This window comes from Metabacillus sediminilitoris (genome assembly GCF_009720625.1).
GTDB classification, from domain to species: Bacteria; Bacillota; Bacilli; order Bacillales; family Bacillaceae; genus Metabacillus; species Metabacillus sediminilitoris.
Window position 1 is genome coordinate 4,771,850 of the sequence record NZ_CP046266.1, and the last position, 22,418, is coordinate 4,794,267.

The window sequence follows — 22,418 nt, forward strand, 5'->3', positions numbered from 1 at the left end:
GATTAAATCGGCTTGAAGGCTGTAACAGGACCTAATTCGTTTTGTATGTATGTTCGAACATTTGTTGGAAATGATTTTATAGGCGATTTATGAATCGTAAAGGTATGGATGAGCTTATCAACATCAACATGTAAATAATCGTGAACCAATACTTTTCTAAGTAAAATGACTTCTTTTAATCCCATTGCTTCATCTTTATTAATAACTGTTTCATCTAACAGGATATCAATAATATCTTCATAGCTCCCTGGATCTCTCATAATAAATCCGTCAATTATTGCATTGCCTACATCAAGAATGGCTTCTATACTTAATTGACAGATTCTTTCAAGTGCAGCCTTCTCGATATCATTGCTCCAACTTGTATGTTCATTAAAAATAGTTAACTGTTTTTCAAGAAAGCATAGCTTTGCTTCAATTAATTCACGATCAACAAAGTACATGATTTCCACCGTCCTTCTCCAAAACGCTTCATATATTTATTATCTAACAGCTTATAGTAAAGCCACACGCTCTTTTTCTAGTGTGCCTGGTTTAGCATAAAAATACCCTTGCGCTAAATCAACATGATTTCTCTTTAAGACTTCAGCTTCTTCTTTCTTTTCAATGCCCTCTGCGACCACAAGAGATCCTGTTTCTTTAGCAATTAAAATGAGCCCTTTTAACATCGATTCCTTCACTCTGTTTGTATCAATATCTTGGATAACGGATCGATCAATTTTTATTATATCTGGCATTATTTCACTGATCGTATGCAGACTAGAATAGCCCGCTCCTGTATCATCAACTGCAATTCGAAAACCTTTTTGTCGTAACTGTTTTATGTTATCTCGAAAAAAAGTTAATCCTTCTATCGAATCACGCTCAGTTACTTCAAAGATCATCTTATAAGGGTTAATATTTTGATGGCGGTCTAATAATTTTTCAAGTGCTGGGATAAATCGTTTATTCCCTAACGTTATAGGAGTGAAATTTAAAAATACATCATCAACACACTTAACGCGTTCAATCATTTGGAATGATTTTTCTAAAACTAATAACTCCAAGTCATATATTAAATTCGATTGTCTGGCAAGAGAAAATAATTGGAGAGGGTTTTCTAAGGCGGTTCCTTTAGGTCCTCTCGTTAAAAATTCCCAAGCCTTAATACGTTTATTTGATAAATCTATAATAGGTTGAGCTAATAAAGTAATTTCCCGCTTTTGAATGATATCACGAACCTCTAATAATGTTTCAATATAGCGAGTTTGCACACGCTTTTCAGCCATTGCTACAGCCTGCTGTTGTGCTAAATACAATGCATCCTGTGTTGTACATTGTTTTCTTTCCATAAACATATAGCCAATTTCAAATGTATGATGAAAGTATGGATATTTTGCAAAAATCCATTTTTCCAACTGTGGCATAAGAACTCTTAACATTTTCTCGATATGTACAACACTCTGTTTTTCGTCATTGATTCTTAAAAAAATCGTTAATCCTTCACTATAATAATCATGAACAACAAGTAAATCATTCTTGTAGATTGAATCATCAAAAACATGTTTAAAACCAATTTTTAAATCATTTTTAAATTCGTATAATTGATTGGTTTCCAGTTGTTGGGAAAATTCTCGAAGGTTTGAGACATTGATTACGATTACAGCTACCTGCTGTCCACTTGTTATTGCTTGATATACACCCTCTAATACAGGATCCCTAAGCACAAACTTCGGCGGATAATAGCGTAATTTATGCAGTGGTAAAAAAAGCTTATTCCACTTTTTAAATCTCCTGAATTGTTTTTCCATAAATCCACTGTTCATGTGTACTCAACCCTTCTGGCTATCTACATTACGTAATCTATTTTATCACAACAATCTAATTTTCGACTTAATTCTTGGAAAATTTTATTTTGTTTTCCATATACCTCTACTTTTTCTTAAAAGAAATAAGACATTCTGCTATGATGTACATAATGAAAAAAATAAAGTGAGAGCACCTTTGATTTTGTCTTATTAAAGGAAATTATTTGTGTATAAAGGAGATTTATCTATGTCTGAACGCTTTTTTTTATATGATGATACTGTTGATACGAAAACAAGATTTGTAAGCTTTATGGGGGAAAATCACCGGTTTGATTTGGCTATTATTCAGAGTGACAGGTATTATGGTAAACAAATCGTCCTTGATATACAGAGTAATCGTTTCGCTATTATCGGTGAAGACGATCTTAAAGAACCGGGATATTTAGAATATGCATTTAAACTTAACGAAGAAGATGCTGAGGAAATGCGTGATTTTTTATATGAATTGATTTAGAAGTATGTGCGAACAGAAAAATAACGTGACTGCTGCAAATGAGCCACGTTATTTTTTTATTTTCTTTAAGACGAAATATGCACAGCCAAAATTGCAATACTCATAAATATACTCATCCAACGTACTGATCTTTGTGTCAAAAGAAGCCTTTTGATTTTGATCATCAAAGAAACCTCGCAACCTAAGTTGATTATATCCCCAATCACCTACGATAAAGTCATATTTATTTAAAATTTCACTGTATCTTTCCTTAAAAGCTTCTTCATTAAAGCCGTCTTTCACTTCTTGTACTAACTCAAAACATTGGTTTTGAACACATATCATGATTATTTCACTCCATCCATATTCCTTATTCTTATCATAATCTAATCAAGCTCAACCATCAATTACTAAGAGAGTTTTAAATAACTTTGGTCATGATAAAATTGAGGAGGTGCTAGAATTGATAAAAAGGAAATTAATGTTTAGTGCTGTTGGTTTATCATTCTTAACTGCTTGTCAGTATGGTGCTGGTGAGGAATCTTCATTCTTACATGAAAGCGGCAATACAATAAATGTACAGGATCGAACAGATCTTTACAATGAAGAGGGTCATACAAATGTCAATCATGGTAAGACAGCAAACTTTGGTTATGTAAGACACCAAAAAAGCGGCATTCCTCAAGATATTACATTCAGACATACACCCGGCATGGATCGGGAGCAGGCTGCAAATACAATTAGCAGCTTAATTGTACAGTTACCAAATGTAAATGATGTTGCTACATTGGTAACTGATGAGGAAGTATTGGTTGCCTATGAAACAGACTCTGATAATCGATTTGAAACAGCAGATCAAGTCAAGAAAACAGCATTATCTGCCGTTCCAAGATATTATCATGTTTACGTTTCAGATGGAGATAATATGATCCAGCAAATAGAAGCATTCAGTCCACTTGATTCCACAAGCCGCAATATTGATCAAATAATAAGCAAAACAATTAAAGAAATGCTTAAATATCCACAAGGTCGTGCCTTGAATAAAGGTGAGAATGCAAATGGAGAAGGCTATGGTGAGATGAATGAGGATTTAGATGATGATACAAAAGACAACTATGAAAAAACTCGTTTTAACAATGGCGCGATGAAATAAATTTTTGCAAAGTAAAAAGGAAGAGACAGATTTGGATCTCTTCCTTTTCAATTAATATGCACAGGAAGTGAAGTGCAATCAAACGCTTTCCACCTCTTTGAGACTGCCACGTTTTTAGGCTTGTGCTTGCCTTTGTTTTGTTGCAGCATTAACCTGTTCATCAGCATGATAAGAAGAACGAACAAGCGGACCAGCTTCACAATGGCTGAAGCCTTTGCTCATTGCAATTTCACGAAGCTCTGCAAATTCGTCTGGATGGTAGTATTTTTGAACTTTCAAATGCTTTTTTGTCGGCTGTAAATATTGGCCAATTGTCATGATATCAACATGATTTGCTCTTAAATCATCCATTGTTTCGATGATTTGTTCCTTTGTTTCCCCTAGTCCAATCATTAGACTAGACTTTGTTGGAATTTCCGGCTGCATTTCTTTTGCTTGCTTTAAGAAGTCTAAAGAACGTTCATATTTCGCACGGGCACGAACTCTTGGAGTAAGCTCACGAACTGTTTCAATATTATGGTTTAAAATATCGGGCTTCGCATCCATGACCATTTTTAGGTTCTCGTAAACACCGCCTAAATCTGAAGGTAATACTTCAACAGATGTAAATGGACTTTTACGGCGGATTGCACGAATGGTTTCAGCAAGAACCTTTGCACCGCCATCCTTTAAATCATCACGAGCGACCATTGTAATAACTGCATGCTTTAAGTTCATTAACGCAACAGAATCTGCAACACGTTCCGGCTCTGCTAAATCAAGCTCATTCGGCAATCCTGTTTTGACGGCACAGAAACGACAGGCGCGCGTACAAACCGAGCCTAAAATCATAAATGTAGCTGTTCTACGAACTGCCCAGCATTCATGGATATTCGGACATTTTGCTTCTTCACAAACTGTATGAAGATTATTTTCTCTCATCATTTTCTTAAGATCGGTGTAGTTCTCATTCGTATTTAATTTTATTTTTAACCATTCTGGCTTACGCAAATATTCTTCCTTTTTCGCCATCTGATTCATCTCCATTTATATTCTAAAATGTAAATTATTAAGATAATTGTCGTTATTTCTACATCAGTATCAACTTTAACATATGAAAACGAGAGGGACAAGGAAAAGGCTAGTTTGCAATTTCTAACATTTGCTATTAATGAAATATCAATTGCTAACCAAACTAAAGATATGATACCGACTGAAAGGAGCTCATTACTGTGCGCAATGTTTTAAGGATAATGATTATAGTTACAATGATTAGTTTCACAGCTCAATCGATCACTTATGGGGCTGAAACAAATCAAAATGAAGAATTTCAAAAGCGAATGAGCTTATATAAAAAAGTCGAAACTGTAACGAATATTCCTTGGTATGTCTTAGCTTCTATAGATCAATATGAAAGAAATGTACGACACTCTCGAAATGATATTCCTAAAGCAAAGGGATTGATTGAAATCTATATCAAGCCTGAGATATGGACAGGTCCACTCAATCCAAATAAAAATGATATGAATCCGTTAAGTATAGGATTTTTTGGCGGAATGGGTATTGATGGTGATGGAGATGAACGGGCAGATCCAACAAATGATGAAGATGTTCTATATGCATTTGCCCATTTTTTACAAGCATATGGAGCAGATCTTGAAAATATAAAGATAGGTTTATGGGATTATTATCAACGTGATAAAGCTGTTGGACTTATTATAGGTCATATGAAATTGTATCAAAAATATGGCCATCTAGACTTAGATAAACATGCTTTCCCTGTTCCTCTAAACCATAATTTCAGCTATAACAATACATGGGGTGATGCCAGGGGCTGGGGAGGCCGTAGAATTCATGAAGGAACAGATATATTCGCAAATTATGGGGTTCCAGTTCGAGCCACTTGTTATGGTGTGATTGAAATGAAGGGGTGGAACCGTTTTGGAGGCTGGCGCGTCGGCATACGAGATATTGATAATACGTACCACTATTTCGCCCATTTAAATGGATTTGCCGATGGCTTGCAAACAGGTCAGGTCGTTGAACCCGGTCAACTTATAGGTTCTGTCGGAAGCTCGGGATACGGTCCTCCTGGAACAGCTGGAAAATTCCCTCCGCATCTTCATTATGGTCTTTATAAGGATAATGGTCGTACAGAATGGTCATTTGATCCATATCCACATCTAAAAGCATGGGAACGTGCAGATAGAAGGAATAGAAAGTAATCCTGCAGAGATTCCTGCTTTGAAATACAAACAAACACACAGTGAATTTTCACTGTGTGTTTGTTTCTGCTATCATCTTAGTTGACTTATCTTCCTTAATTTGAGTTTTTCGGTAATTCAATTGCTGGAGAGTTATTACCACCATCGTTATAATAGAGAGGAACTTCACCAGGGACTGTTATATCAATGACCGGAATTGAATTTGAGATTTTTTTTGTATCTGAGGAAAAGGGAATAATGACTTGTACGGTCACCTCGGTATAAATTAGGACTTCATGGATTGCATTGTTTATACCATATTCCTTAACTGTTCTTTTAATATCTGTATGAACATCACCAATTAAATAAAAGCGTACAGGGATATTTGGCCCTAAACTACTTAAAATCGCATTGTCAGTTATTTGTCCTAAGGGAATCTCATACATAATCCCATCACTCTGTCCATTAGTAGAAGCTAATCCAGTTTTTGTATCCTTAAAATTATCCTCTTCAATGGCATGAAGCCTTGTCACAATATTCTCTGTGACATGATCTAACGCCTTTCTAACCGTTTGGGAATCAAACGTAATCATCGTAATATTCCCATCTTTATCTTCATGTGTCGTAACTAGATCCTTTGCTTTATTTGAATCAACAATTTCTTGCTTTACAGCTTCCTGTATAATCGTCGTTGCTACCTTTGTTGCTTCAAGCTCTGCAATATCCATTAACGCTGGTTCTACTTGTTTATTGACGACCCAGAAACTCCCTGAAGTTAGAAATATAAAAATAACCAAGGTTAGTAACAACACATACCGAAAAGGCAAGGGTCCTTTTCGCGGGCGGCGACCGCGGAAATTAGCCAAAAAAATCCCTCCTTTACAAGCTATGTTTATGCTTGTTAAGAAGGAAGTACGCATCTTTTTTTAAGTTAAGGTACTTTGTTTTGATGTTTTTCTCAAAGCTTGCAGCTAAGAAGAGGATGGAATTGGCAGTCAGGAATTTAAAACCGCATTTTTAAACATCCTCCTGTCTCACTTTTATGCTTGTCTTCGAAAAAAAGCATTTTGCTGATTTTCCCTTATGACATTTTTAGAAGGGCATCTTTTCCTATTGTTCCTACAACAATTCCAAGTTTTTCAGCTTCATATGTGACGGATTCTAATGGAGCATTAAGTAATTGATCAATTGTCCGAACCCCTACTGCTCGGCCTGCAATGATTCCTCTATCCTTTAATTTTTCATTTAATAATGCCACATCTAGAGCACCACACATAATATAGCCTTTATCGTTTGTAATTGCCATAAAGTTTGTTTTTGGTAACGCAATTGTGATTGCCGTAAATTGTTTTCCATCAATAATAATTGGAGTTAGGCTAACCATTACAAACTACACTCCTTCCTTACTAACACAATATGAGTTAGTTAAGGGAGTGTGTAGATGTATAGCCTACATTCCCGCTGGATTTTCACCTATTTTCCAAGCTAAGAGATCTCTTAATAGTTCAGGCATATAAAAGAGTTTTTTCTCAGAATGGCTAATTTCAGGATATAATGGACCAAGTGTGAACATATCAACTGTTGCCACTGCATAGACCCTATCTAGATTAATCGGCTCACCTAGCACAATGATTTCAGTTACATGCTCTTTCCCATCTGCAAGCCTCTCTGTTTTTACGTCAATCCCATCAAAGACCATTCTTCCCATCACTTTTCCCCTAAAGCCTAAACCTTTTAGTTCAAGATGTTCCATTCTTTCTTCTCTTGCTTGTATAATGACCTCTTTCAATACATCTCCTTTTAACTCTACCTTACATGGATTGATAGGATGAGGACATATTCGATGTAAATCTTTTTTCGTTACAGGTCCTTTACTCAACGGTTCTAATAATATCCCTGAATTGATCATCGACACTTCACCATGACACCATTGTCGTAAGGCACGAGCTAAATACAAAGGAAATGGGGAATCTTTAAACCAATCAAGCGTCAAATCATCCTTTAACACTCCAACTACCTCTGAAAGCTTTTCTTCACTTTTTAACAACATTTGTTTCAGCCATACTTCCGTTTCAGAGCAACCCTCATCTTGTTCCATCATTGAAGTGATAGAAGCTTTACAATTTACTAATTCTTTTTGTTCACTATCTACAGTTAACGAAATATGACCGACATATTGTCCATATTTACCGGCTCCTGCAACTAAAGTATCGTCTATTTTTTTTCCTCTTTGAAGGACATGATGTGTGTGACCACCAATAATAATATCGATATCAGGAAATTCCCTTGCAATAATCTCATCATCACTAATCCCGAGATGTGAAAGCAGAACAATGATGTCAGCCTGTTCCTTTACTTGCTGGACTGTTTCTAAAATACTTTGAAAAGGGTCTTTTACTTTCCATCCAAGAAGGGCATAAAACTTTTCATAATAGACTGTTACACCTAGTAGGGCAACCTTTATTCCATTATTTAAGGTCAAAATTTGATAGGGAACAGCCCATTCTGGCCGTTCTCCTAGCTCTGTATATAGATTTGATACGATGATAGGAAATTCCGCTTTCTCATAAAGAGAATCTAAGTCATCGTGAGAGAATGTAATTCCTTCATTGTTCCCAATTGTCACTGCATCATATTGAAGCATATTTAACAATTCTACATTTGCCTTGCCATTTGTCGCTTCTGTAATAGGGTGAAATCTGTCTGCATGATCGCCAATATCCAGAAGAAACATTTGTTCATGATTTTGCACATGGATTTCTCGTCTTTTATTTATAAATTGTACAATAGTTGGCCAATTTTCAAAGTGACTATGTAAATCATTTGTGTGGTAAAGATGGATTGTTTCTAGCATGATGATTCCCTCTCCTTACTCTATGACTGAATGAAATTGTTCTTTCTTTGCCGCTTCTCTATATGCTGGTACTTTCTTTTACCTATCCAAAAAAACCTTCGTAAATCAATTTGAATCCAGCAATGATTAACACAATTCTTAATAGATTGATAATTGTTTTTCCTTGCATTTTCGTACTAATAATTGCTCCAACTCTTCCGCCAATCCATGCTCCCGGGACGAGTGCAGCAGCAAAAAGCCAGTTTATATTCCCTAAGGCAATATGAGTAATTGAGCTAATAACAGACGATAGGAATATTATAAACATGGATGTAGCAACTGCGATATGTGGCGGAAACATGAACAATAGGATCATTGCTGGTACCATTAATGAACCGCCGCCTATGCCAAATATTCCTGAAATAAAGCCAACCACAAACGAGATGATCACTCCAGGAATTGGTTGATATGCATAGGTATATTCATTCCCATCCTCACCGATATAAGGTCGAATTACTTTTTTTCCCTGACGCTGCTTTAGTTGCGGCAGTTTACCTTTTACCATTAATAGAATGGAAACAAAGATCATAAATAAACCAAACCAAATAGAAAAAGAACTTGTATTAAATAATTTATTTACATAGGCGCCAATAATGCTGCCTGGTCCACTTCCGATAAAAAAGATAAGTCCACTTTTATAATCCACTTTTTTAAATTTCATATAGGTTAATGTTGAAGACAAACCTGTAAAGATAACAACCAATAAAGATGTCCCAACAGCTACTTGCGGCGAGACATCGTTAAAAGAAGGGAGATAGGATCCTAAAGATAGCAGCATGGGAACAACAATAATCCCTCCGCCTAATCCAACTAAGCTACCTAATGTCCCTGCAAACACACCTACAATAATTAAAATAACCCATTCCACTTGACGTTACAGCCCCTCTTCATCTTGAAACAAGCTTAATTGTTTTTCAGCTAACCCTTTATACGTAATGTTTAAAATGTCCATCATCATTTTTGCATTTGCTGCCGCATCTCCGCCAGAATTATTATTAAAGAGCATAAAAATCGTTTCTGACTGTTTTTGAAGGAGGTCTAAATGGTCCTTCCATTGAAGCAACTCTTCCTCATTATACTGATACAAATACCTCACATCTCGCCAATCTTCATTAGAAGCCGGCTTATTCCAGCCATGTACATTGCGCCCATGCATTCTAATTAATGTTTTTCTAGAATCTGTAGGATGCAGAACAGTTGGAATGGACCTCACGCCGGCCTGTGGTTCATCAACAATGCTATGGATCCATCTCTCAGATTCCATAAACCTTAGTGTCTGATCATAGTAGCTGTTTGAAAACCATGATTGATTACGAAATTCAAGGGCCACATCTATATCATCCATTTGCTCCCTACACCATTTTAAATATGTAACATTTTCTTTCGTACATGAAAACCATGGAGGAAATTGAAATAAAACCATTGCAAGCTTGTTCGCTTTTTGAATAGGTTTGATAGATCTAATAAATGCTTTAAACATCTCGTCTTTTTGTTCAAAAGTATCTGTTCCGCGAAGATGTCCTGTCATACCTTGATATGCCTTTGGTATAAATTGAAATGAATCAGGTGTATCCCTCAACCATTTTTCAATATTTCGTTCTGGTTGAATGGCATAAAAGCTCGCATCAATTTCAACGATTGGAAAATGAGCAGCATATTCTTGTAATTTATTTTTCGTTTGCGTTTTTAAAGGATAAAGGGAATCATGATCTCCCCAACCAGTTAGTCCAATTTGAATTGACAATCTAATCATCCTTTTGAAACTTATGTAATTTTTATCTTATTCTCTATGTAATCATACTATACCACCTGGAAGATTACATAAAGCTTTGATTATCGTAACAGTTAGAATATAACAATAGAAGGTAATCGTGGAGACATTTTTCGAAGATTTTAGATGAAATAAGGACTGACAATTACGTCAGTCCTCTTTGTTCTTAACCGATTGAACCTTCCATCTCAAACTTAATTAGACGGTTCATTTCAACTGCATATTCCATTGGAAGCTCTTTTGTAAATGGCTCAATAAAGCCCATTACGATCATTTCAGTTGCTTCTTCTTCTGAAATACCACGGCTCATTAGGTAGAATAATTGTTCTTCTGATACCTTAGAAACCTTCGCTTCATGCTCAAGTGAAATATTATCGTTCATGATCTCATTGTAAGGGATTGTATCTGATGTTGATTGATTATCCATAATGAGTGTATCACATTCAATATTTGATCTTGCACCATCTGCTTTACGACCGAATTGGACGATTCCACGATATGTTACTTTACCACCTTGTTTTGAGATGGATTTAGAAACAATCGTTGATGAAGTATTTGGTGCTAAGTGAATCATTTTCGCTCCAGCATCTTGATGCTGGCCTTTTCCTGCAAGGGCAATCGATAATGTCATTCCGCGGGCGCCTTCCCCTTTAAGAATCACGGCAGGGTATTTCATTGTAAGCTTAGAACCGATGTTACCATCAATCCATTCCATTGTTGCATTCGCTTCACAAACAGCACGCTTTGTAACAAGGTTAAAAACGTTGTTTGCCCAGTTTTGGATCGTCGTATAACGGCAATATCCGCCGTCTTTTACGATGATTTCAACAACGGCACTATGAAGTGAATTTGTTGTATAAACTGGTGCTGTACACCCTTCAACATAGTGAACATGTGCGCCTTCATCAACAATGATGAGAGTACGCTCAAATTGACCCATGTTTTCAGAGTTAATACGGAAGTAAGCTTGTAATGGCGTATCAACTTTAATTCCTTTAGGAACATAAATGAAGGATCCGCCAGACCATACAGCTGAGTTTAGCGCTGAGAATTTATTATCAGCAGGTGGAATGACCTTACCAAAATGCTCGCGGAAAATATCTTCATTTTCCTTTAACGCTGAATCAGTGTCTTTAAAGACGATCCCAAGATCTTCAAGATCCTCTTTCATGTTGTGGTAAACAACTTCTGATTCATATTGTGCAGATACACCAGCCAAATACTTTTGCTCTGCTTCTGGAATACCTAGTTTATCAAATGTATTTTTAATTTCTTCAGGAACTTCATCCCAAGAACGTTCTGATTTTTCAGATGGCTTTACGTAGTACGTAATTTCATCAAAATTTAATGAAGACATATCGCCGCCCCATTGTGGCATTGGCATATTATAAAAATGCTCTAAAGATTTCAAACGGAAATCGAGCATCCATTGTGGCTCTTCTTTCATACGAGAAATCTCTTCAACGATTTCTTTCGTTAAACCTCGTTCAGAACGGAAGATGGAAACATCCTTATCAGCAAAACCATATTTGTAATCGCCGATTTCAGGTGCTTTTTTAGCCATTAACATTCACTCCAATCATTTAAATTTTTCTTGTTGCCTATTCTTTGTTGTGATTAACGCCCTTTTCCATCGCTTTCCAAGCTAGCGTCGCACATTTAATTCGTGCTGGAAAATTTGTTACACCTTTTAATGCTTCGATATCTCCTAGATCAAGATCACCATCGTACTCTTTACCTAGCATCAAATCAGAAAATATTTTAGAAAGCTCAAGTGCTTTATCAAGTGTTTTCCCTTTAATTGCTTGTGTCATCATTGATGCTGATGACATAGAAATGGAGCAGCCTTCTCCTTCAAATTTTGCATCCTTTACCACATTATCTTCAAGATCAAGTGTTAAGCGAATACGGTCGCCACATGTCGGATTATTCATATCGACTGTAAGACTATTTTCAAGAACCCCTTTATTTCTAGGGTTTTTGTAATGATCCATAATGACTTGTCGGTATAAAGTGTCAAGGTTTAGATGTTTAGACATTACTGAAGTACTCCTTTGTTTTAATAATACCTGTCACTAATTTATCAATTTCTTCTTCTGTGTTATACAGGTAAAAACTAGCTCTTGCTGTAGCAGAAACTTTTAACCATTTCATAAGAGGCTGTGCACAATGGTGGCCTGCACGTACAGCAATTCCTTCAGCATCTAAAACTGTTGCGACATCGTGAGGGTGAACATCCTCTATATTAAATGTTACTAAGCCTGCACGATGTTTTGGTCCGTAAATTGTAATACCCTCTACTTGGCTTAATTGCTCGAGCGCATATTGAGCTAGTTTATGCTCATGTGCTTCAATTTGATCTAAACCAAGCTGTTCTAGAAAATCAATTGCCGCACCAAGACCAATTGCACCAGCGATGATTGGGGTTCCAGCTTCAAACTTCCAAGGAAGCTCTTTCCACGTTGATTCTTGTAAACCAACAAAATCAATCATTTCTCCGCCGAATTCAACAGGTTCCATTTTTTCAAGAAGCGCCTTCTTGCCATATAGTACACCGATGCCTGTAGGAGCACACATTTTGTGACCAGAAAAAGCAAAGAAGTCAACGTCTAATTCTTTAACATCGATCTTCATATGCGGTGTACTTTGGGCGCCATCAACGACCATAATCGCACCATTTCGATGGGCAATAGCGGCAATTTCTTTAATAGGATTGATTGTACCAAGTACATTTGAAACATGTGCGACAGAAACAATTTTTGTTTGGGAAGTTACCGTTTCTTCTACATCTTTCAAATCAATTGTACCATCTTCTTGTAAAGGAATATATTTTAATGTCGCTCCAGTCACTTTTGCAACTTGTTGCCAAGGAATAACATTTGCATGATGCTCCATGTATGTGATGACAATTTCGTCGCCTTCTTTAACATTAACTAGGCCATAGCTTTGTGCAACTATATTTAACGCTGTTGTAGCCCCGCGTGTAAAAATGATTTCTTGAATGGAATTAGCCCCAATAAATCTGCGAACCTTTTCACGTGCTCCTTCATAACCATCAGTTGCTTTTGTACCTAATGTATGCACACCGCGATGCACATTTGAATTATATTCACGATAATAGGTAGACAAAGCGTCAATAACAGCTGTCGGTTTTTGAGAAGTTGCAGCACTATCTAAATAAACAAGGTCTCTGCCATTTACTTGTTGATCCAAAATCGGAAAGTGACGACGAATATCATGGATTTCCATTATCGGACTTTCCTTTCGATAACCTCAACTAATTGCTTTTTCACACCTTCAATTGGAAGCTCTCTTACGACAGGAGCTAAGAAACCATGAATAACAAGGCGTTCTGCTTCAACCTTAGGAATACCGCGACTCATTAAATAATAAAGCTGAACAGGGTCAACACGTCCTACAGAAGCTGCATGTCCTGCTGTTACATCATCTTCGTCAATTAATAAAATAGGGTTTGCATCCCCACGAGCTTTTTCACTTAACATCAGCACGCGTGATTCCTGCTCTGCATTTGATTTCGATGCACCATGTTCAATTTTTCCGATGCCATTAAAAATAGATGACGCACTATCCTTCATAACACCATGTTTTAGGATATACCCTTCAGAGTGCTTTCCAAAATGAACAACTTTTGTTGTAAAGTTTTGTTTTTGCTCTCCACGGCCGACAACTACTGATTTTGTATCTCCATATGATCCGTCACCAATTAGGTTTGTCACATTTTCAGAGATTGTATCTCCATCATTCATAAGTCCTAATGCCCACTCAATGCGAGCGTCACGTCCTGCAACACCGCGGCGGTTCACATATGTTGTGATTCCTTTTGCAAGTGTATCTACTGCACCATATGTTACTTTTGCATTTGTGTTAGCAAAAACTTCAGAAATGATATTGAAGATCCCTTTCTCAACTTCTACTGTAGAAATATAGTTCTCAACATATGTTACTGAACTATTATCCTCTGCAACGACAATAACATGGTTAATCAGTGTAGTATTTGGATTATCATGTACAAATACCGCTTGAATTGGTTCAGCTACTTCTACATTTTTTGGAACATAAACGAAGACGCCACCGTTAAAAAGAGCTGCATGAAAAGCAGTTAATCGATGCTCATCAACCTTTACGCCATCCTTCATAAAGTATTTTTGAACCAATTCAGAATGCTCGCTTGCAGCAGTATGAATATCGGTTAGGATCACACCTTTATCCTTTAGCTCTTGAGATAAAGATGTGTAAGAAGCTGTATTATTTATTTGAACGTATAAATTTTGGTTTGCTGTTTCACTGTCAATTAAGCTCTTTACTACATCAGTTAACTCATTTAAAGAGTTGATTTTTTCACCTGATACAGTATGTTCTTTAAAGTTAGTGAAATTCCATTTATCTATTTTTGTTTTATCCGGTCTAGGCATTGGCAGATCCGCTTGCTTGGCAAGAGCTTGTAAGCGAAGTTCTGTAAGCCAATCCGGTTCACCAAGCTTTTTGGAAAAGCTTGTGACATAGTCCTGATTGAAAGTATTCGTTTCCATGTATCTTTACTCCCCCTTACGCTTAAGCTTCTTGTCCAACAGTTTCGTCTTCAATACCTAGTTCTTGTTTAATCCAGTCATATCCTTCTGCTTCTAAACGTTGTGCTAGTTCAGGACCACCTGATTTTACAACGCGCCCTTGCATCATAACATGTACTTTATCTGGTGTAATGTAGTTTAATAAACGTTGATAGTGAGTGATCATTAAACAGCCGAACTCTTCACTGCGCATTTTATTAATTCCTTTTGCAACAACCTTTAAAGCATCAATATCAAGACCAGAGTCAATTTCATCAAGAATAGCGATTTTTGGTTCAATCATCATTAATTGAAGAATCTCATTACGTTTTTTCTCACCGCCTGAGAACCCTTCATTTAGATAACGTTGTGCCATATCTGGATCCATTTCTAATTCTTCCATATTAGCGTCCATTTTACGAATAAATTTCATTAATGAAATTTCTTCGCCTTCTTCGCGACGTGCATTAATTGAAGAACGTAAGAAGTCAGCATTTGTTACACCGCTAATTTCACTTGGATACTGCATCGCTAAAAATAGACCTGCACGTGCGCGCTCATCTACTTCCATTTCTAACACATCTTCACCATCTAAAGTAATGCTTCCACTAGTTACTTCATACTTTGGATGTCCCATGATTGCTGAAGATAATGTGGATTTACCTGTTCCGTTTGGTCCCATAATTGCATGGAACTCTCCGCCTTTTATTTCAAGATTTACACCTTTTAAAATTTCTTTCCCATCAATTTCTACGTGTAAATCCTTAATGATTAATGTAGAACCTGCCATAACAATACCTCCATAATATATAAAGTTTACTAATTCTCAATTTATTCTCATTCTAATTTTATAACAAATCAAAAGTGAACACAACCTTTAACGAACATCCTCGAATCCTGTATAATAAAAACAAATTTTCGGTTGTAAGAAAATATCACATCAATATGTAGTTTAAACAAGAAATGAGCCTTTTAATACTATATAACACATTGACCTTTGAATCTACCTTCCTCACATAGATTAGTTTTAACATTGTCATAAAAAACATTCTCTCGGCATATCTAGTATCGGCGAACCGTGCTTGTTCATACATGCAAAAGAACCAGTCCGGGACTGGTTCTTTTGTTTATTTTTTCATTTTTCTTTCGATTTGAGCATATATTTTCTGACTTTGTCGATAATCTTCTTCACGGGCAGCTTCTACATCCATACGTTTTTCATGCTTAAGTGAGTATTCCGCATACCCTATACCATGTGAATGATGCATTGCCTTTTCCATTCCAGTTGTGTAGTGAAGATCTAATAATTCATTCGAGTAAATAGTGAATCAATCCTTTCAACATTTTTGGATGATGGTAAATGCGGGATTTAATTTATTACCATCACTTTCAAAAGTTTTGATCGAAAACTTTTATGAACTAACTTGCTCCACCGTTATCGCTGTCCTTTATGTCAATGCCATTTCCTATATTATTAATTGTAGCAAGAATATTCTCATTACTCAAAGCACGTAAGAGATGGTGACAATTGATAAGGCATTATTGACAGTACTCACAAAAAGATAAGTATGGCATTTACATGATCCCATTCATTTTCTTCCCTTTTCTCTATAATTCAAACTTTTTAAAAAAGAAAAGCTGACAATTTTCATTGTCAGCTTTCACATTTTTATTCACCTTGTGCTGCAGAAATAACAGATCCTTTGTAGTTTGTTTTAATAAACTCTTGGATCTCTTTAGATTGTAAAACCTCAATTAACGTTTTGATTTCTTCTCTATCTTCGTCACCTTCACGTACAACGATTAAGTTTACATAAGGATTATTTTCTGGTGATTCAAGTGCAATAGCATCTTCAGATGGATTTAAATCAGCTTCTAAAGCGTAGTTACCATTAATTAAAACTGCATCTGCTTCATCGTTTTCATATGCTTTTGTTAGCATTGGCGCTTCGATATCAGCTTCAAATACTAATTTTTTTGGATTCTCAGCAATATCTTCAATTGTTGCAGCTGTTTTTTCAACGCCTTCTTTTAATGTGATTAATCCTTTTTCTTCAAGCATTGAAAGCATACGACCATGATCCGCAACTGAGTTACTCATGATGATTTTTGCACCCTCTGGAAGATCTTCTAAAGACTTGTGTCGTTTAGAATAAACACCAATTGGCTCAATGTGTACGCCGCCAGCATTTACAAACTTATATCCATTATCTGCGATTTGAGAATTTAAATATGGCTCATGTTGAAAATAGTTTGCATCTAACTCTTCTTCAGCTAACGTTTTGTTCGGTAAAACATAATCTGTAAATTCAACAATCTCTAAGTCAATACCTTTTTCTTCCAACAAAGGCTTTGCTTCTTCTAAAATCTCAACATGTGGTACTGGTGAAGCACCAACTTTTAATGTTTTTGTATCACCTTCAGAACCACCTTCTGCTCCCTCATCGGCAGCACCTCCACAAGCCGCAAGAGCAACTGTGAAAATAGCAAGTATAATAGCTAATAAAGATTTTTTCATTCCTTCTCCTCCTATCGTTTGTCAATCGTCTTAGTTATGATATCTCCAATAATTTGGATGATAAACACGAAAATTAGGATAATAACTGTTGCAACTAATGTTACTTGGTTATTCCCGCGGTTAAAACCTTCTAGGAAAGCTAGATTTCCTAATCCGCCCGCACCAATTACTCCGGCCATTGCTGTTGATCCAATAAGTGCGATCGCCGTTACCGTAATCCCGGAAACTAATGCTGGCATTGATTCAGGTAGTAACACTTTCCAAATAATTGTACCTGATTTTGCCCCCATTGATCTTGCCGCTTCAATAACACCTTTATCAATTTCTCTCAAAGCAATCTCAACCATACGACCATAAAAAGGTGCTGCACCAATAATTAATGCTGGTAATGCTGCATTAGCACCAAGAATTGTACCAACTAGTACTTTCGTAAATGGCAATAACAAAATGATTAAGATAATGAAAGGAATTGATCTGAATATATTAACAATAACTGCAACAAGACCATTGATGAACTTGTTCTCCCATATGTTTCCCTTTGCAGTTAAGAATAACAGTAAACCCAAAATGATTCCTAAAAAAAACGTCGCCACAACAGACAAACTCGTCATATAAATGGTTTCCCATGTGGCTTCCCATACCTTTTCCCATTTCACTTCAGGTAGAAGTTGTTCAAGCATTTGCAATTACCTCCACCTCTACATGCTGATTATAAATATATTCTAACGCTCTATTCAGTTCTTGCTCTTCACCATCTAAATGAATAAACAAACTACCATAAGAACCGTTTTGAGTTTGAGAAATCTTTCCTTGCAAAATATTAATATCGATTGCAAATTCTCTTATTAAATTTGTAATCAAAGGCTTTTCAGTTGATTCGCCTACAAATGATAATTGAATAACTTTTCCTTTCGGATAAAGTTCCAATAAGTGTGCTACGACCTCATTTGTTTCCTCAGGCTCAGTAACCTGCTTCACAAATCGTTTTGTTATTGGTTGTTTCGGATTTCTAAATACGTCTAATACGTCCCCTTGCTCAACAACTTCTCCGTTTTCCATTACGGCTACACGGTGACAAATTTTTCGAATAACATGCATTTCATGTGTAATTAACACAATGGTAAGCCCTAATCTTTTATTAATATCGACAAGTAAATCAAGAATAGAATCCGTTGTTTGCGGATCTAGTGCAGATGTTGCTTCATCACATAGTAACACCTTTGGATTATTAGCTAATGCTCTCGCTATCCCTACACGCTGCTTTTGACCGCCACTTAATTGTGAAGGATAAGCATTCTCACGACCTTCTAGACCAACTAGTTTGATTAACTCATCAACACGTTTCAAGCGTTCAGTTTTTTTAACACCAGCAATTTCTAGCGGAAATGAAATATTCTCTCTTACCGTTCTTGACCATAAAAGATTAAAATGTTGGAAAATCATACTGATTTCTAACCGTGCTTTACGTAATTTCGCTCCGCCTATCGCATCTATTTGACTACCAGCAACATGAATAGAACCACTTGTTGGCTTTTCTAATCCATTTAACAAACGAATTAATGAACTTTTTCCTGCGCCACTATAGCCAATAATCCCAAAAATTTCACCTTTGCTAATTTCAAGGTTTATATTATTTACAGCTGTAACATTACCTGCTTTTGTTGAATAAATTTTTTTAACGTTCTGTAATGTAATCAAGATGTCACCTACTTTCAGTTCTTTTATCTTTCATTATTTTCATTTAAATTTTAAAGAAAAGATTTTTTAATGATCATCATATCGCATCAAATTATGATCGAAAAGATGAAAATACAAAATACTTTCTCAGGTAGTTTTACACCGATAGGACTTGTGGAAAAATTTTATAGTAGAAAATTAAAAAACCTCTCCGCAACGTGAGCAGAAAGGCGTAAGAAAAAAGTCCTTTCTCCCATCTTCCAAAGCTTGCAGCTTTGCGTGAATTGGCACCATTTCAACATTTGTTGATGGTTGCCGGGCTTCATAGGGCACATCCCTCCACCTCTCTTGATAAGAGACAAACTATATAATTAAAATTTAAATATTATGTCAGTAAATAAGTACGAGACTGATTGTACATGCTATTTTCAATATTGTCAATAAATTTAATTGATTGAAGAACGATCTAGTTAGGACATAAAAGATCGAATATTACCCAAAATGATCAACACAATTTAATGATTGCCTCAACTCTTAAAAAAGTGCGGTACGTCCCTTTGATAGAGATTTTCCCAAACGCAATTAACTGCTTAAGGCTAACATTATGTAATAACACTTCACTGATGTCTTGTTCATCACCTTCTAAAGTAAAATCAATTTTTTTTGGGGGTGACACTAACTTCTTCGCTCCATTTGATGTAAATTCAATAAAATGACTTGATTCTTGGTAGGGGCGAATTTCCACAACTAATGTTTGGTTTAATAGGAGTGGGGTTAAAAAACGTGCTTTATTAAAATTGGATATAAATGTTGTTACATACATAGAAAATCCTCCGTTCTCAATCAAGTTATAGTAATAACTTCATTGCATGACGAAGGATTCCTTTATAAAGAAGTCGACAGTTTCTGCCTATTTATTCATTAATGTGTATTTCTTTTATTATTTCCTGAGAAATATGTCATTTCATTGTATATACTGCGTGAAAAGCTCGTGTAAAAAGCTTACTGATTGAAAGGCGTAAATCCTTTCTTTTTCAAGACCATTTTCAAAAATAAGTAAGCAAGGTACACTTTCCACACCTAATTCTTGAGCTTCTTTTGGAAAGTAATTTAAATTTACTGAATGAATGTCCAGTGATGGAAATAATTCATCAACGATTGTTAACATTCGTCTTGCAACCTGGCATGTTCCACACATCGGAGTGTATAAATATAAAGCCATTAGTCCTTCATTTTTTATAATAATTTTTTTCTCTTCCCATTCAATCATATCTAAGAAAATTGGACACCTTTCTAAAGAAACTTCGCATCTACATCAATATTTGCACTTAATAAAACAGAAGCAACATGATGATCTGGTGCTGTTGCTACTTCTCGATAAGCTCTATCAATATAAATATGTGATGCCTCAGGAAATTCTCTTTTAAATTGTTTACGCAATCGATCACCTGCATCGTCTGAGTCCACTAAAATGTAAACATCCTTCGAAAATAATTCATCAATTAATTCGTCAAGCCTTGTTACACTTATCGTCCCATTCGTGCAGATAATCTCGATCTGTTCATTCAACACATTTAGTACCTTTTGTTTATCTGATTTGCCTTCAACAATTAATACTTTTTCAACCTCAACGAACGACATAAACATCACCTGTTTTTATAGTAAAAGTCTTTTCTATAAATTATTCGATTTGTCGAGGTTGTTTCCTTTTTATTTTATGTTTTTTCTAAAATTTAACGTATTTTAGAAAAAATAATAAAAAGAAACGACCACTTCTTGGTACATTTTATTAAAGCAGCTAATAAAGTTAATATTACTTCTTTATTTATGGCTGTTTTCGGATACTTCAAATATAGTTACATGAATAACCTGGATTGATTTTCCGTTGCAGGTACTCGCTTTCCGCGGGCTGTCTCACGAGCCTCCTTATGCTTTGCACTTGCGGGGTCTCCTGGGGCACGCTTCTCCAGCAGGAGTCTCGAACCTTTCACTACAATAACAGCTGTTCGAATTTGTTACTTGCTAAAACAACACTCTTTACGAAAGGCTGTTTTCGTAAACTTGTTGCTATTTACCAAGTAGTACGATGTGGTTGATTTCCGCTCCAATCAACATTAAATAGTTTTCGTTTTAAAACAACAATCTATAAGAAAAGAGCCTTATTTATAGACAAATGGACACCCTTTTTTACCTTATTAGTAGGGTGTCCATCAATTCAAATCATCATGCTAATTAGTCTTCATTTGTCATTTCTACATATTGTTCTGCTGTCATTAAGTTTTCAACGTCAGCGACATTTGCCGGTTCAATGACAATCATCCAAGCTTTTTCGTATGGTGATTCATTAACAAATTCAGGGCTATCGTCTAAATCTTCATTGATTTCAACTACTTTTCCACTGATAGGTGCATATAATTCAGAAACCGTTTTTACAGATTCAACACTTCCGAATGGCTCGTCCGCTTTAATTTCATCGCCAACCTCTGGCAATTCAACGAATACGATATCACCTAGTTCAGATTGTGCAAAATCTGTAATACCGATGCGTACCTTTTCTCCTTCAACTTTTACCCACTCATGTTCCTCAGAATAACGAAGTTCTTTTGGTGTGTTCATTTTCATTACCTCCAGCATCCATATCATTTTTTATCCTTACATAGTTATTAGCTAAACGCACAAGGCGTATGAACGCCTTCATCCAAAATGAAGGAAAAATTAAGCATAACTTAAAGCCCAACTAAAACGGGTGGAACAAACTAAGTTTTTCTTATAAAACTTGTCTATTTACAAATGACTTATTAAATTAAATAAGTTAGGTGTGTTCCCTTTCCTTTAAGCTGAAAATAGATAGTCATTATTGTTTTACCAGTTTATAGAAAACTATGCAAGAATGATCAATTACTACCCCATATTTGTTCAAATTGCTTTTCATTGAATCCAACTGTCACACGCTCGTCGCTGGCTGTAATTGGTCTCTTAATAAGCATCCCATCAGTTGATAACAACTTAATCATCTCAGCCTCTGACATAGAGGCTAATTTATCCTTAAGGCCCAGTTCTCGATATTTATTACCACTTGTATTAAAGAACTTTTTCAACTCTAATCCGCTTTTTTGATAGAAAGATGTTAACTCTTCTTCAGACGGCGGATTCTCAACGATATGTATTTCAGTAAAGTTAATATTGTGTTCTTCAAGCCATTTTTTTGCTTTGCGACATGTGCCACATTTGGGATACCAATAGAAAGCGACAGACATACTATTTTCACCACCTAAACATACCAATTTTACCTTTACTTTATCTTATCACATATCCGTATTCAAGACTAATTAGACATAATATTACATCGTAATTTTTATAATAAATAGATCCTGC

26 protein-coding genes and 1 riboswitch are annotated in these 22,418 nt (G+C 35.9%); of the genes, 3 read left to right on the plus strand and 23 right to left on the minus strand.

Features of this window, described 5'->3' with window-relative positions:
• Nucleotides 1-2: 2 nt before the first annotated feature.
• Together GMB29_RS23040 and GMB29_RS23045 are read right to left on the minus strand one after the other, a co-directional pair.
• Nucleotides 3-443, minus strand: a complete 441-nt coding sequence (locus GMB29_RS23040; protein WP_136352755.1) for a DUF86 domain-containing protein — start codon at nt 441-443, stop codon at nt 3-5.
• 51 nt (nt 444-494) lie between these two features.
• On the minus strand, nt 495-1,805 hold the full coding sequence (locus GMB29_RS23045) for an EAL domain-containing protein (RefSeq protein ID WP_227551417.1): 1,311 nt from the start codon (nt 1,803-1,805) through the stop codon (nt 495-497).
• A 229-nt stretch (nt 1,806-2,034) separates the two neighbouring features.
• Between GMB29_RS23045 and GMB29_RS23050 the strand changes: the two genes are divergently transcribed.
• Entirely contained in the window at nt 2,035-2,301 is a 267-nt protein-coding gene (locus GMB29_RS23050; protein ID WP_136352582.1) for a DUF3055 domain-containing protein, read from the plus strand.
• Nucleotides 2,302-2,349: 48 nt separating this feature from the next.
• On the opposite strand, the gene GMB29_RS23055 is transcribed toward GMB29_RS23050, so the two are convergent.
• Nucleotides 2,350-2,625, minus strand: coding sequence for a YutD family protein (locus GMB29_RS23055; protein WP_136352581.1), 276 nt, complete (start codon nt 2,623-2,625; stop codon nt 2,350-2,352).
• Between the two features lie 121 nt (nt 2,626-2,746).
• Between GMB29_RS23055 and GMB29_RS23060 the strand changes: the two genes are divergently transcribed.
• Complete coding sequence (locus tag GMB29_RS23060) at nt 2,747-3,433, plus strand: YhcN/YlaJ family sporulation lipoprotein (RefSeq protein WP_227551772.1); 687 nt, start codon at nt 2,747-2,749, stop codon at nt 3,431-3,433.
• 114 nt (nt 3,434-3,547) lie between these two features.
• Here GMB29_RS23060 and lipA read toward each other — a convergent pair whose 3' ends face one another.
• Nucleotides 3,548-4,444 carry a lipoyl synthase gene (lipA, locus tag GMB29_RS23065; RefSeq protein WP_136352580.1) on the minus strand — a complete coding sequence of 299 codons (897 nt, stop codon included), beginning with the start codon at nt 4,442-4,444 and terminating at the stop codon, nt 3,548-3,550.
• A 236-nt stretch (nt 4,445-4,680) separates the two neighbouring features.
• Here lipA and GMB29_RS23070 point away from each other — a divergent pair, with 236 nt between their 5' ends.
• Nucleotides 4,681-5,637 (plus strand): M23 family metallopeptidase, encoded by a 957-nt coding sequence (locus tag GMB29_RS23070; protein ID WP_227551773.1) that lies wholly within the window; start codon nt 4,681-4,683, stop codon nt 5,635-5,637.
• A 95-nt stretch (nt 5,638-5,732) separates the two neighbouring features.
• Here the strand turns inward: GMB29_RS23070 and yunB are convergent, their stop codons facing one another.
• From yunB to GMB29_RS23160, 19 genes are all read right to left on the minus strand, one after another.
• On the minus strand, nt 5,733-6,482 hold the full coding sequence (gene yunB / locus GMB29_RS23075) for a sporulation protein YunB (protein WP_168733809.1): 750 nt from the start codon (nt 6,480-6,482) through the stop codon (nt 5,733-5,735).
• A 215-nt stretch (nt 6,483-6,697) separates the two neighbouring features.
• Complete coding sequence (locus GMB29_RS23080; RefSeq protein WP_136352577.1) at nt 6,698-7,000, minus strand: YunC family protein; 303 nt, start codon at nt 6,998-7,000, stop codon at nt 6,698-6,700.
• 66 nt (nt 7,001-7,066) lie between these two features.
• Nucleotides 7,067-8,470, minus strand: coding sequence for a bifunctional metallophosphatase/5'-nucleotidase (locus GMB29_RS23085; protein WP_136352576.1), 1,404 nt, complete (start codon nt 8,468-8,470; stop codon nt 7,067-7,069).
• A gap of 82 nt (nt 8,471-8,552) precedes the next feature.
• A complete protein-coding gene (locus GMB29_RS23090; protein WP_136352575.1) occupies nt 8,553-9,377 on the minus strand; it encodes a sulfite exporter TauE/SafE family protein in 825 nt (274 codons plus the stop codon).
• Between the two features lie 6 nt (nt 9,378-9,383).
• Nucleotides 9,384-10,253, minus strand: a complete 870-nt coding sequence (locus GMB29_RS23095; RefSeq protein WP_406600293.1) for a DUF72 domain-containing protein — start codon at nt 10,251-10,253, stop codon at nt 9,384-9,386.
• 193 nt (nt 10,254-10,446) lie between these two features.
• Nucleotides 10,447-11,844, minus strand: a complete 1,398-nt coding sequence (gene sufB, locus GMB29_RS23100; RefSeq protein ID WP_136352573.1) for a Fe-S cluster assembly protein SufB — start codon at nt 11,842-11,844, stop codon at nt 10,447-10,449.
• Nucleotides 11,845-11,881: 37 nt separating this feature from the next.
• Nucleotides 11,882-12,319 carry a Fe-S cluster assembly sulfur transfer protein SufU gene (sufU, locus tag GMB29_RS23105; protein ID WP_136352572.1) on the minus strand — a complete coding sequence of 146 codons (438 nt, stop codon included), beginning with the start codon at nt 12,317-12,319 and terminating at the stop codon, nt 11,882-11,884.
• Nucleotides 12,312-13,529, minus strand: a complete 1,218-nt coding sequence (locus GMB29_RS23110; protein WP_136352571.1) for a cysteine desulfurase — start codon at nt 13,527-13,529, stop codon at nt 12,312-12,314. Before GMB29_RS23110 ends, sufU begins: the two co-directional genes overlap by 8 nt.
• Entirely contained in the window at nt 13,529-14,830 is a 1,302-nt protein-coding gene (gene sufD / locus GMB29_RS23115; protein WP_136352570.1) for a Fe-S cluster assembly protein SufD, read from the minus strand. Before sufD ends, GMB29_RS23110 begins: the two co-directional genes overlap by 1 nt.
• A 22-nt stretch (nt 14,831-14,852) precedes the next feature.
• A complete protein-coding gene (sufC, locus tag GMB29_RS23120; protein WP_136352569.1) occupies nt 14,853-15,638 on the minus strand; it encodes a Fe-S cluster assembly ATPase SufC in 786 nt (261 codons plus the stop codon).
• Between the two features lie 337 nt (nt 15,639-15,975).
• A complete protein-coding gene (locus GMB29_RS27135) occupies nt 15,976-16,116 on the minus strand; it encodes a YuzK family famiily protein (protein WP_168733802.1) in 141 nt (46 codons plus the stop codon).
• A gap of 401 nt (nt 16,117-16,517) precedes the next feature.
• Nucleotides 16,518-17,366 (minus strand): MetQ/NlpA family ABC transporter substrate-binding protein, encoded by an 849-nt coding sequence (locus GMB29_RS23125; protein ID WP_136352568.1) that lies wholly within the window; start codon nt 17,364-17,366, stop codon nt 16,518-16,520.
• Nucleotides 17,367-17,377: 11 nt separating this feature from the next.
• Nucleotides 17,378-18,046, minus strand: coding sequence for a methionine ABC transporter permease (locus GMB29_RS23130; protein WP_136352567.1), 669 nt, complete (start codon nt 18,044-18,046; stop codon nt 17,378-17,380).
• Nucleotides 18,039-19,064 (minus strand): methionine ABC transporter ATP-binding protein, encoded by a 1,026-nt coding sequence (locus tag GMB29_RS23135; RefSeq protein WP_136352566.1) that lies wholly within the window; start codon nt 19,062-19,064, stop codon nt 18,039-18,041. The genes GMB29_RS23130 and GMB29_RS23135 overlap by 8 nt, the downstream gene beginning before the upstream one ends.
• A gap of 229 nt (nt 19,065-19,293) precedes the next feature.
• Nucleotides 19,294-19,401: riboswitch (SAM riboswitch) on the minus strand.
• Between the two features lie 147 nt (nt 19,402-19,548).
• The gene (locus GMB29_RS23140) at nt 19,549-19,866 is read right to left on the minus strand and encodes an SCP2 sterol-binding domain-containing protein (RefSeq protein WP_136352565.1); all 318 of its coding nucleotides are present in this window, start codon (nt 19,864-19,866) and stop codon (nt 19,549-19,551) included.
• A 141-nt stretch (nt 19,867-20,007) separates the two neighbouring features.
• A complete protein-coding gene (locus GMB29_RS23145; protein WP_136352564.1) occupies nt 20,008-20,313 on the minus strand; it encodes a thioredoxin family protein in 306 nt (101 codons plus the stop codon).
• Between the two features lie 23 nt (nt 20,314-20,336).
• Nucleotides 20,337-20,684 (minus strand): toprim domain-containing protein, encoded by a 348-nt coding sequence (locus tag GMB29_RS23150; RefSeq protein ID WP_136352563.1) that lies wholly within the window; start codon nt 20,682-20,684, stop codon nt 20,337-20,339.
• Nucleotides 20,685-21,275: 591 nt separating this feature from the next.
• Nucleotides 21,276-21,659, minus strand: coding sequence for a glycine cleavage system protein GcvH (gene gcvH / locus GMB29_RS23155; RefSeq protein WP_136352562.1), 384 nt, complete (start codon nt 21,657-21,659; stop codon nt 21,276-21,278).
• 278 nt (nt 21,660-21,937) lie between these two features.
• Nucleotides 21,938-22,300: an arsenate reductase family protein gene (locus GMB29_RS23160; protein ID WP_136352561.1), complete on the minus strand. Its 363-nt coding sequence runs from the start codon at nt 22,298-22,300 to the stop codon at nt 21,938-21,940.
• Nucleotides 22,301-22,418 lie beyond the last annotated feature (118 nt).